Source organism: Pseudomonas sp. AIG, from assembly GCF_977020205.1.
Window position 1 is genome coordinate 1 of record NZ_CDROCK010000105.1, and the last position, 5769, is coordinate 5769.

At 60.3% G+C, this 5769-nt stretch carries 6 protein-coding genes; 3 read left to right on the forward strand and 3 right to left on the reverse strand.

Translation table 11 applies throughout. The features are described from left to right. Positions 1-189: 189 nt before the first annotated feature. Together ACWR1S_RS30530 and ACWR1S_RS30535 are read left to right on the forward strand one after the other, a co-directional pair. Positions 190-1671 (forward strand): methyl-accepting chemotaxis protein, encoded by a 1482-nt coding sequence (locus ACWR1S_RS30530; RefSeq protein ID WP_454566101.1) that lies wholly within the window; start codon positions 190-192, stop codon positions 1669-1671. A 203-nt stretch (positions 1672-1874) separates the two neighbouring features. Then, the gene (locus ACWR1S_RS30535; protein ID WP_454566105.1) at positions 1875-2240 is read left to right on the forward strand and encodes a terminase; all 366 of its coding nucleotides are present in this window, start codon (positions 1875-1877) and stop codon (positions 2238-2240) included. A gap of 1 nt (position 2241) precedes the next feature. Here the strand turns inward: ACWR1S_RS30535 and ACWR1S_RS30540 are convergent, their stop codons facing one another. The 3 genes from ACWR1S_RS30540 to ACWR1S_RS30550 all read right to left on the reverse strand — a co-directional run bounded on the left by ACWR1S_RS30540 (position 2242) and on the right by ACWR1S_RS30550 (position 4397). After that, positions 2242-3036, reverse strand: coding sequence for an acyl-CoA thioesterase (locus ACWR1S_RS30540; RefSeq protein ID WP_454566102.1), 795 nt, complete (start codon positions 3034-3036; stop codon positions 2242-2244). 238 nt (positions 3037-3274) lie between these two features. Beyond that, on the reverse strand, positions 3275-4039 hold the full coding sequence (locus ACWR1S_RS30545; protein WP_454566103.1) for a CHAD domain-containing protein: 765 nt from the start codon (positions 4037-4039) through the stop codon (positions 3275-3277). Positions 4040-4118: 79 nt separating this feature from the next. Then, entirely contained in the window at positions 4119-4397 is a 279-nt protein-coding gene (locus ACWR1S_RS30550) for a hypothetical protein (RefSeq protein ID WP_016985517.1), read from the reverse strand. A gap of 216 nt (positions 4398-4613) precedes the next feature. On the opposite strand from ACWR1S_RS30550, the gene ACWR1S_RS30555 reads away from it, so the two are divergent. Next, the gene (locus ACWR1S_RS30555; protein WP_454566104.1) at positions 4614-5651 is read left to right on the forward strand and encodes a patatin-like phospholipase family protein; all 1038 of its coding nucleotides are present in this window, start codon (positions 4614-4616) and stop codon (positions 5649-5651) included. The last annotated feature ends 118 nt before the right edge of the window (positions 5652-5769 follow it).

Genomic DNA, 5769 nt, shown 5'->3' on the forward strand with positions numbered 1-5769 from the left:
CGAGCCTGCTCGCGATAGCGGCAGCTCATTCAACATTGAGGTGACTGACACACCGCCATCGCGAGCAGGCTCACTCCTACAAGGGCGGGACCGTGCGGTCTGTTGACTCATATCAAGATCTTCAGATCTGCATAGCGGCACAATAATGGCACCTTGCCAAAACTGTTTCCGCTATCAGAGAAGACCTCCATGGGTGCCTGGCTTAGCAATATCTCGCTGAAATACAAATTCTGGGCGGTCAACGCGGTCGCCTTCGTCACCACCCTGCTGCTGGTGCTGTACGCCGTGCAACTCGAACAACAGGCGCGCAGTCATGCGTCACAAGCATCGGCGCAAGCCCAGGCGCAATTGCTCAAAGCCTGGCCGGCCGGGCAGCCATTGCCCAAAGCCGATCAGGTGTTGACCTTCAAACGCGGTGAAGCACCGCGCCTGAATGATCAACCACTGCTGGAAATCACCGACAGCAACGGCTGGAACGAGATCAATCACCTGCCGCTGTTCGGCGACAATCCGCTGCTGGGCGCCGAAGTGTTCAGCCGCGCCGATGGTCAGCAGGTCGCGGTGATTGCTTATGGTCCGAGCCTGAGCCAAGTGTTCCGCGAACGTTTCGCCAACTATGCGGTGGCGGTGTTCATCCTGATGTTCGCCATGCTGTGTGCCTCGCAACTGTTGATCCGCTTCCTGCTCAGCCAGCTCAACACGCTGAAAGACGTGATGCTCCACGTCGAGAAAAGCGGCGATCTCTCGGCCCGGGTGCCACTGGCGGGCAAAGACGAGGTCGGGCAGATGGCCAATGCGTTCAACGCGATGCAGGCCGGTTACCAGCGCGTTGTGACGACCGTCGCCAACACCGCACGGCAACTGGATGTCGGCGCGGCGCGACTGGCGTCGAGCATGAACGAAGTGCGTCACGGCATGCTCGGTCAGCAGAGCGAAACCGATCAGGCTGCCACTGCGATCAATGAAATGACCGCCACCGTTTATCACATCGCCCAGCACGCCGGCGCCACCCGCGACTTGTCGCAGACCGCCGATGGCCTCGCGGGTAGTGGTCAGCAAGTGGTCGCTCGGGTGCAACATTCGATTGCCGGACTCTCCAGCGGTGTGCAGCAGACAGCCGAGATGATTCAACGGCTGGCCGAGGACAGTCAGAAGATCAATGGCGTGGTCAGCGTGATTCACAGCATTGCCGAGCAGACCAATCTGTTGGCCCTGAACGCCGCCATCGAGGCGGCCCGCGCCGGTGAGATGGGCCGGGGGTTTGCCGTGGTAGCCGATGAGGTGCGTAACCTCGCCAAACGCGTGCAGACCTCGACCGACGAGATCACCACAATGGTCTCGGCCTTGCAGGCCGGCACTCGCGATGCGGTGGATTTCATGCAGGAGAGTTCGTACAAGGCCGACGACTGCGTGCAACAAGCGCAGGAGGCTGGCGAAGCGCTGGCGGAAATCACCGGGGCGGTGGCGCAGATGCGTGAAAGCAATACGCAGATTGCCGTGGCGGCGGAGCAGCAGAGCCAGGTCGCCGAAGAGATGAACCGGGCGGTGGTGAGTATTCGCGATGTGACCGAGAACACCGTGCAGCAGACGGTTGATTCGGCGACGACCAGCAATGAGTTGGCGACGCTGGCCGGGGAATTGAGCAAGGCCATAGGTCAGCTCAAGCTTTGAGGGACTCATCGCGAGCAGGCTCACTCCTACAGGGGAATGCATTCCAAATGTAGGAGTGAGCCTGCTCGCGATGGCGTCAGATCGGCCAACATCAATCACGGTCATTGCCGCTATCAACTCAATAGCCAACCTTGATTCGCCGCCCTCCACGCCCGGGCATATTCTTCAACCATGAGTTCAACATGGATCGAGGAGTAGTCAACATGGGCAAACGTCACCCCAACCTTCCTGCGTGGCAATGGCGCGCGTACCCCGGCAATCATCAGCATCCGACCAATCTGGTGTTGCACCTGATTGCCGTGCCGTTGTTTATCGTCGCGTTTCTGCTGATCGTCTCCGGAGTGTTCAGCCTGAGTCTGGCCAGCGTCGCCATCGGCGTGATCGGTATCGTTGCGGCGCTGGGTTTGCAGCGTCACGGTCACAGCCTGGAGGCGCAAGTCTCCGAGCCGTTCAGTGATCGTAAAGATGCCGTGTCGCGCTTATTGGTCGAGCAGTTCCTGACCTTCCCGCGCTTCTTTCTCAGTGGCGGCTGGTGGCGCGCCTGGCGTGAACGCCACCGTCGGCATTGACTCAGGCAAAGATCGTGACAGTCTGGCGACTCATCGCAATCAGCTCACCTTCTGCGCTCCACAGCTTGGCGGCGACATGGCCGTAGCCGTCGGCGGCGTACTCGATGTCGGCCAGGTATTGGCACCAGTCCAACGTGCTCAAGTCGCGTAGCGGCTGAACAAATTCGATGGTCCAGGTCAACGTGCTGCCCGGTGCCGGCTTCTTCAGATACGGCAACAGCGCGGGCGGCCAGGCATCCACCAGGGCCAGCAGATGCGCCTCACTCACCGGCTCTTCTTTGACATCCCCACGTAATCGCACCCAGCCGCCCATCAGCCGCGATTGATTGCCGGTGAACGGCATGCCGCCGACACTCCAGCGCATTGCCAGATGACGCATGAATTCCGGGGTCACGCCTTTGATGTATGGCAACTCCTGGCATTCGTCCCAGTGCTTCATTGAAGGCGCCGGATACGCTTCGACTGCCACCTCTGAAGGCCGCGAAGCACCAAAACTGCCTTGGACGATCGTCACGACCTGGCCATTCTGCATCGCCCGGCCCATGACCTGGCTGACGGCTTTGCCTTCGCGCAGCACCTCCACTTCGAAACTCACCGGGACTTCGGGCTCGACCGGGCCGACAAAGGTAATTGCCAGCGAACGCACCGGGCGATCCGCCGGCACTTGCGCACGCATGGCTTCGTATTGCAGCGCCGCCACCAGGCCACCGAAACTGGCGCGCCCTTGGCCCCATTCGGCAGGAATGGTCAGTTCCGGTTGGCGGCGGACCGCATCGAGCAGATCGCTAAAGCGCATGGCAACCTCAGAAAACGAGAAAGGAATGCAGGGATCTTAACCAGACCTGCAGAGTGCCGCAGCGTCTATACCGGTCAAATGGGCTGACAGAAAGGCCTTACCGGGCTAACCGACACACACAACCCCCTGTGGGAGCGAGCTTGCTCGCGAAAGCGGTGTGTCAGGTAAGAATGTACCGCCTGACAGAACGCATTCGCGAGCAAGCTCGCTCCCACAAGGGGATGTGATGATTTCAGGATTATTTGAAGCAGGTTGAACTGAGTTTTTCCAGCACGCGATCAGCCTTGGCTTCGGCTTTGCTCATGGTCGCCTGCCAAGTGGCGACGCACGGTTGAAGATCCGCCTCAAGCTCAGCCTTCGCCAGCCACTGCCAGCAATCGTGCCAGTCGCCCAACGCGCCTTGGGCTGACTTCAACCGCGCCAGCGCCGCTTCGGGCAAGCGGTCCAGTTCAGGATAGGCTTCGATGCCGTAGCGCACGCGTTTGATCAGCAAGCGCAAGCGATGCCTGTCGTGCGCCGGATCGTGCAGAGTCTCGTCGAGCTTCTGCCATTGCTTGCCGAGGCGTTTTTCGATGCGCTTGGCCAAGCCCTTGAGCAAGCCCTGACGCTGGGAGGCGCGCAGGAAACGCGGGAAAGCGTCGAGAATCATCAGCAACGAAGCCACCTCCGCACTCGCCGCCAGCGCCGGATAGGCTTCGGCCATTTGCGCCATGCGTCGTTGCGCGGCTTCAGGCTGATCATGCTTGAGCAGGTACGCAGCAAGCACCTCGCGATCACGCCACGGTGTGGTCAATTGGCCGACCGCCGAGGCGGCATCTTCCAGTTGCTCGACACCGGGCAAACCGCGCAATGGACGCAACAGGCTGCGCAAGCGCCGCACCGTGGTGCGCAGATCGTGCAGCGCCTCGGGGTCGGTGCGTGCCGTCAATCGCGCCTGACAGGCCAACAGCCGCACCTCCAGACTCAGGACATGAGCCACCAACCGATCAACCAACGCAGACATCACTTGCTCCTGATTCAAATGGCTCTGACGATCATTCTGCTGCCCAGCGAACGCAGCCTCCTTGCTTCACGTCAGCAGCTTAGCGGCCGGCGCGGGATTCGCGAATGTAGAAGCGCGCCTTCTCGGCTTTGTTGCTGCAACCTTCAAACCCCTCGAATTGCTGCTGAGTCTTCGCGGCAGTCAGCAGCGACAACGCTTTCGAGTAGCTGACCGTGCCGGCAAAGCCTTCGGCCTTGGCCAGATCGAGCTCGTGCCACGCCGCGTCGAGCTGGCTGCCGCAGCTGTCGCGGTAAGCGGTTTTACCGGCGCAACCGGCCAATACCAGGGCCATCAACGGCACACAGATCCAGGCTTTCATCACTCACACCTCAAAATTGGTCAACAGTCGTGCAACTAAGACGGTAAGGCTGCGAAAAAGTGCCTTGCCGGCGGGTGAAACCGCGCGACTGAGAAGGATATCGCCGAAGGGTCATGCAGTATCGAAAAAACGACGTCACCGGCGCACTCAACGACCTCGGCGATTGAGCCAGCCCGGCGATGGGTGCATTGTGCAACCTTGTCGGGAGGAAGTTTGATGAAAAAGCGTGTCGCACTGGTGCTGGGTTCCGGTGGCGCCCGGGGTTATGCCCATATCGGAGTCATTGAAGAGATCGAACGACGCGGTTACGACATCGCCTGCATTGCCGGCTGTTCGATGGGCGCCGTGGTTGGCGGGATCTACGCCGCCGGCAAGCTCGACGTATACAAGAACTGGATCGAAAGTCTCGACTATCTGGATGTGCTGCGGCTGGTCGACGTGAGTTTTCGCCTCGGTGCGATTCGCGGCGAAAAAGTCTTCGGGCAGATCCGCAAGATCGTCGGCGAGATCAACATCGAAGACTTGCGCATCCCCTACACCGCCGTTGCCGCCGACCTTACCAACCAGCAGGAAATCTGGTTCCAGGAGGGCTGCCTGCATCAAGCAATGCGTGCCTCGGCGGCGATTCCGAGTCTGTTCACGCCAGTGATGCAAGGCAATCGCATGCTGGTCGACGGCGGCATTCTCAACCCGTTGCCGATCGTGCCGGTGGTGTCGAGCCACTGTGACCTGATCATTGCGGTCAATCTCAACTCGACCAACCAGCGTCACTACAAATTGCCGGTGATTCAGCGCCCGCCGGCGTTCCGCTCGCGCTTCGACAGCCTGATCAATTCGTTGGGGTCGAAGATGCCGTTCCGTCGTACACAGGCTGAGCAGCTGTTGAAGCTGGAACAGGAAGCACTGCGCGCCGAGGCGGCGGATATCAATCCATGGCTGGAAGGCGCTGAGCCGGAGAGCCAGCAACCAGCGGCTGCGCCCGAGCGTGAAGGCGCGCCGAAATCGGCGACCGGCTCATTCATCATCGATAACGTCGGGCCGGCGTCGCTGCTGGACTTGATCAACCAGAGTTTCGAGGTGATGCAGACCTCGCTGGCGCAGTACAAGATCGCCGGGTATCCGCCGGATATCCTGATCAACGTGCCGAAGCGCGTGTGCCGGTTTTTCGAGTTTTACAAGGCGCCGGAATTGATCGCGTTAGGGCGCGAGATTGCCCGGGACACGCTGGATCGGTATGACAGTGAGCAGGGATGACTGGCTAAAATTCTTCATTGAATTTGAGGGCCTCTTCGCGAGCAAGCTCGCTCCCACAATTGGAATGCACTCCCCTGTGGGAGCGAGCTTGCTCGCGAAAGCGCCAGATCGGCCAATA

Excerpts from the sequence above, each read along its gene's own strand:
- ACWR1S_RS30530 (WP_454566101.1), top strand. The coding sequence starts at position 190 with ATGGGTGCCTGGCTTAGCAATATCTCGCTGAAATACAAATTCTGGGCG.
- ACWR1S_RS30535 (WP_454566105.1), top strand. The coding sequence starts at position 1,875 with ATGGGCAAACGTCACCCCAACCTTCCTGCGTGGCAATGGCGCGCGTAC.
- ACWR1S_RS30540 (WP_454566102.1), bottom strand. The coding sequence starts at position 3,036 with ATGCGCTTTAGCGATCTGCTCGATGCGGTCCGCCGCCAACCGGAACTG.
- ACWR1S_RS30545 (WP_454566103.1), bottom strand. The coding sequence starts at position 4,039 with ATGTCTGCGTTGGTTGATCGGTTGGTGGCTCATGTCCTGAGTCTGGAG.
- ACWR1S_RS30550 (WP_016985517.1), bottom strand. The coding sequence starts at position 4,397 with ATGAAAGCCTGGATCTGTGTGCCGTTGATGGCCCTGGTATTGGCCGGT.
- ACWR1S_RS30555 (WP_454566104.1), top strand. The coding sequence starts at position 4,614 with ATGAAAAAGCGTGTCGCACTGGTGCTGGGTTCCGGTGGCGCCCGGGGT.